At 43.8% G+C, this 4,571-nt stretch carries 4 protein-coding genes; all 4 read right to left on the reverse strand.

Annotation, left to right across the window (positions count from 1 at the left end):
• Positions 1–254: 254 nt before the first annotated feature.
• Positions 255–836: a Crp/Fnr family transcriptional regulator gene (locus Q0991_RS21240; RefSeq protein ID WP_299492328.1), complete on the reverse strand. Its 582-nt coding sequence runs from the start codon at positions 834–836 to the stop codon at positions 255–257.
• Between the two features lie 39 nt (positions 837–875).
• Positions 876–1,619: an alpha/beta hydrolase gene (locus tag Q0991_RS21245; RefSeq protein WP_299492330.1), complete on the reverse strand. Its 744-nt coding sequence runs from the start codon at positions 1,617–1,619 to the stop codon at positions 876–878.
• A gap of 97 nt (positions 1,620–1,716) precedes the next feature.
• Positions 1,717–2,229 carry a flavodoxin FldA gene (gene fldA, locus Q0991_RS21250; protein ID WP_299492332.1) on the reverse strand — a complete coding sequence of 171 codons (513 nt, stop codon included), beginning with the start codon at positions 2,227–2,229 and terminating at the stop codon, positions 1,717–1,719.
• A 230-nt stretch (positions 2,230–2,459) separates the two neighbouring features.
• Positions 2,460–3,500, reverse strand: coding sequence for a chlorophyll a/b binding light-harvesting protein (locus Q0991_RS21255; protein ID WP_299492334.1), 1,041 nt, complete (start codon positions 3,498–3,500; stop codon positions 2,460–2,462).
• Positions 3,501–4,571 lie beyond the last annotated feature (1,071 nt).

The raw sequence follows: 4,571 nt of genomic DNA on the forward strand, positions 1-4,571 counted from the left end.
AACCCAACCAATAGAAATACACAAGTGACCCATCTGATGCCCTGCCAATAAGGATTAGAATGACTTTCTTCCTTACCCTATCAGTCTATTCCCAATGTATTTGATTGACCCAGGCCTTTTGGCCGCTAACCCGTTGATCAAGCCGATCAATCCTTTTTAGATGATGACCAAATGCGGGAAGGCTATGCTTTGTTATGTGTCACCTATGCGTTATCTGATTGTGTGATTGAGACGGAACAAGAGGAAGGGCTATATTAACTATTTAACAATTCAAAATGTTGACATCTTGACCATTTGAGAATCCCCCTTTGTTCCAACTCGCCAATTAGTCGAGTCGCGGTAACTCGAGTGATATTTGCTGTTTCTGCTAACTCCTGATGTGTAATGGGTAAAGCAGTGAAAATCCCAGTTGGTGTAACGCGGCCAAACCGTTCTGCTAACCATTTGAGTAAGCTCAGTAACCGGTCATCCGCTCGTCTAATACTGACGATTTTGAGGAGAAGCGTCAACTGTTGGGCATACTCTAGTATGACTTCGGCGGTGAGCCAGTGCTTAAGATTTACTGGTTGGACTTTGACGGTACCTAAACTTTGAATGCGATAGGGGGTGACATTGGATAACGACTGGCCCACAATATCTCCAGGTCCCCATATCCCTAGGATAGTGATATCCCCTTGTTCATTCCAAGAATATGTTCGGACAAGACCTTCCTCCAACCGCCACAGATGTTGAGAGTCAGAAGGGAGCAATGCTCGAACCTGGGAATACCGAATTGAATCAGATACTTGAGATTGGGGGAAACTGCAGTGGGTCTCTGATTTAAGGATGCTCGGCATGAAAGAATTCATTTGTATGCCCGACATTTAATTTAAGGCTTAAACAGAACAAGTACTTAATGAAACGGTTGAGAGTGGATGAGTACTGATTTCCCAGAAGTCCAGAATCTCGTTGGCAACGGGTTTTGGATAGAAGGAATGGAAAAAATGATGTCCATCCTGACATTGCCACAGACGATCGTCTCCTTTCATCCAACTTTCCCATGCTTTCAATGACTGACTGCTCACAACAGGGTCGTTCTCACAACCACACACCAACATGGGTACTGATACACCACTTGGCTGAAAATGGTGTCGGTGAAACAAGGAATGAGGAGAGGGAGAAACACCCATATCCATTTCCAGCAGATGGGCTAGGTAGTAATTTATCGATGGGTTTTGTTTGCCAAATAAGTTAGAGACAAGTTGCGTCAACAATTGATGTCGGTTGGAGTGGAGAAATTGAAGATAATAATAAAAGTGGGCAATCCAGTCCCAACTTGCATTAGCTCCTACCCCCAATAAGGTTAAAGACTTCACCTTTTGAGGACATTGACGAGCATATAACAAACTCACAAGCCCTCCCGTTCCGTGGCCAATTAAATGAATCGGGTGCTCACATGTCAGAATGAATTTATGGAGAAGACTGACTGCAATGTCTAGTGAGCAAGGCTCATCCTCCGTTTGCTGATATTGCCACTGAGCAGTGGTTACTTGTTGTCTGAGTAGCTTTAGCAGGGGTTGATTAAAACAATTTAAATGATGACTAGTTGTTGTCCAGACAGCTTCGATGGTGGGAGTCATTTAATTGATTCTGATTAGTTTGAAACGCTCAATTGCTGAGCCAGAGAAAGAAAATGGTCAAGGCCTTTGGTAACCCTGACCCAAAAGGTGGTGCTCGTCATAGACCAAATTCTGTTTTGACTTGGGCTACCCAAGCTTCAATTCGCTCATCAGATAGTTCAGATTGGTTATCTTCGTCTAGGGCCAACCCACAAAATTTACCCCCTCTATCCGCTTTCGAGGCATCAAATTGGTAGCCTTCTGTCGACCAAAGCCCCACTGTTTGACCCCCTTTTTCCGTGACTTTGGCTTCAATCATCCCGATTGCATCCATAAAGTTATCGGCATACCCAATCTGGTCTCCTGTACCAAAGTAGGCCACTTTTTTCCCCGAAAAATCAATGCTGTCTAAATTAGGGAAGTACGCATCCCAATCACTTTGCAATTCACCAATGTCCCAAGTTGGACAGCCAATCAGCAATAGGTTGTAATTTGCAAAATCCCCATTTTCAGCATCAGGGATTTCGATCAATGTCACGACATCTTCACCTCCAAACGCCTCTTGAATTTTTTCAGCGGCTTCAGCCGTTTTGCCAGTGGTTGTGCCAAAGAACATTCCAACTTGTGACATACAAACTCCATGTACTGTTTCAAAAAATTGTTTCGGTTTAGATTCCATGAAAGAGGTAAGAGTGTGAAGCGCCCAGGTTGCTCACACACTTACCGTGGCGCTCTTATTCAACGCAGAGGGTTGAATGGGGTTACAGCTGATCCAAAGTAAATTCCGAACTAGCAACTTGTGCTGATGGATCAGCAGATGGTACGGGTACCGTTTAATTTGGGTACTCAGGCATACTCGCACTAGCCTGAGCCTTCGTAGGACATGGATTTGAGAAATATATCCACTTTCTTGAAGTCAAACCCTACACCTCGTAAGGCATGCCAAAGATGACCTTGGAGAAAATAGAAAGCCAAAATATAAGTTGCATTGGCTAACCAGCATCGAGCAGAGTGCACCCCATACTGGAGTTCTACCGTATCAGCAAAATAGGGGGCTATGCCAAACTTGATCTGAAGCGCGGGGCCATAAAACTCTGCGGGCCAAACGTAAGTATTAACGGAACACCAGTAGGCGGACAGAAACCCAAAGAAGGCCACGGCTCCTAAAGAATAGGACAAAATGGCTTCTCCATTGACGACAATCCGTTTCTTGGCCCAAGGCAGCATGGGAACGAGCAAGTGAAACACCCCACCCGCAATATCTAGTAGGGCAATGAAAATATGGCCCCCCACAATATCTTCCAAATTATCGACCGCATCGAAATGGGTTTGATAACCAAAAATGACCGCAGGATCGAGGGTCGGATCGGTTACCAATCTGACTTCTTGCAGATCGGGGTCATAGAGCCCGCCCCAAAACATGGCTCGTCCCACAAACAAAAGAGTATAGAGCCCCAAAATAAGCAGATGATGACCTAATATCCGGCTGAGTTGAGTGGTATTGTCCCATTCAAAGTGATAGGTGCGGGCAGCCCCTGACGCATCACTCAAATCATGAGGCGCTTTAAGTACATGAAAGAGAGCACCAGCCCCTAATACTGCACCCGCAATAATATGGATCATCCCTACAGCAACAATGGTTTGGGGATCATCCAATACACCTCTTGCCCCAATACCAATCCCTTCAGCAGCCAAGTGAGGCAGAAGAACCAATCCTTGGTCCCACATAGGGGAGTCGGCAGTGTACCTTCCCAACTCAAATAGAGTAAATCCACCCGCCCAAACCGAGATTAATCCGGCATGGGCTGTATGAGCGGATATAAATAAACCTGAAGAACTCGCTAGGCGGGAGTTCCCTGCCCACCAGCCGTAGGTAACTTCAGAGTTACCGTAGGTTTGCATAATAATCTCCTTACAAATGACTGTATCTTTGTTGGTCGCTTCACCATAGGAAAAGGATGTAGTGGATGAAGTTGATTTCTGTTTGCCATTGATTGAGCTGAGATAGCCCCACTCAGTAGGTCAATGGGTTATGCCTCAGCTCGTCAAGAGCTAATGATTAAGAAAGTTACTGCTTCTTTAGCCCAACATAGAGCAAGGTTAGGGTTAAGTAGTTGAGAATTAAATTCATTAATTATGATACTCTAATTCATTTAAGTTGCAACTAATTTCAGGTTTTACTGGAGAAGCAAAGTTACCTGAAAACATTTGTCTGTATTAATTTCTCTCGGTGCAACCTAATAATCTTCAGTCATTCAGCTTGGTCTTAGATTGGAGTATAGATGAAAGTATTTACTCTTATTAATGAATTCCAACACACCTTTCTCTTGAGCAGTTCGAGATATTTATCTTGCCTCACCTGCGTATTGGCGATCGAGGTTCTCAACCTAAGCTCTCCTAGTATGTAATTTTTAGCTGCTAAATTTATGGGCAATTTGGCAGAACTTGAGTTAGCTGCATCTCATATTTCTTTACATTTCATACCCCTTCCCACAGGTTCTTCCCAAAAGCTAGAGGCCAACCAAATTAAATCCTTAACTAGCCCCTACCCTTTATTTATAAGCATTTATGTCACCCATATTGCCCTCTCATAATCTTTCTAAAACGGCAATAGTGTAGGCTCACATTCTTTAATATATTCCTGTGCATATAAATAAATATTGAGTTGCTACACTTTTTTATTGACTTTTGCAACTGCTATATTCACGAATCATCAAGGCTAATAAGTTGAGAATAAATTTCAATTAAAGATCTATGGTTAGTCTGGAGAATAATCTTTATGCAAACCTATGGACAGCCAAAGGTTAACTATCCTTGGTACAATGGCACTGACTTAAGCTCAATCAATCAGCTAGCTTGGCTTTGAGAACAAAACGCGGTTGTCGCATTCGCGGAAAAGGTTTGGGTCTGCGTTTGACGACTCTCGGTTCGTGTCGATTCGGTCGAGAGGGCAATAGATCGATGGCCATGGTC

Source organism: Acaryochloris sp. IP29b_bin.137 (assembly GCF_028285745.1).
In the GTDB taxonomy this organism is placed as follows: domain Bacteria; phylum Cyanobacteriota; class Cyanobacteriia; order Thermosynechococcales; family Thermosynechococcaceae; genus Acaryochloris.

Excerpts from the sequence above, each read along its gene's own strand:
- Q0991_RS21240 (WP_299492328.1), bottom strand. The coding sequence starts at position 836 with ATGCCGAGCATCCTTAAATCAGAGACCCACTGCAGTTTCCCCCAATCT.
- Q0991_RS21245 (WP_299492330.1), bottom strand. The coding sequence starts at position 1,619 with ATGACTCCCACCATCGAAGCTGTCTGGACAACAACTAGTCATCATTTA.
- fldA (WP_299492332.1), bottom strand. The coding sequence starts at position 2,229 with ATGTCACAAGTTGGAATGTTCTTTGGCACAACCACTGGCAAAACGGCT.
- Q0991_RS21255 (WP_299492334.1), bottom strand. The coding sequence starts at position 3,500 with ATGCAAACCTACGGTAACTCTGAAGTTACCTACGGCTGGTGGGCAGGG.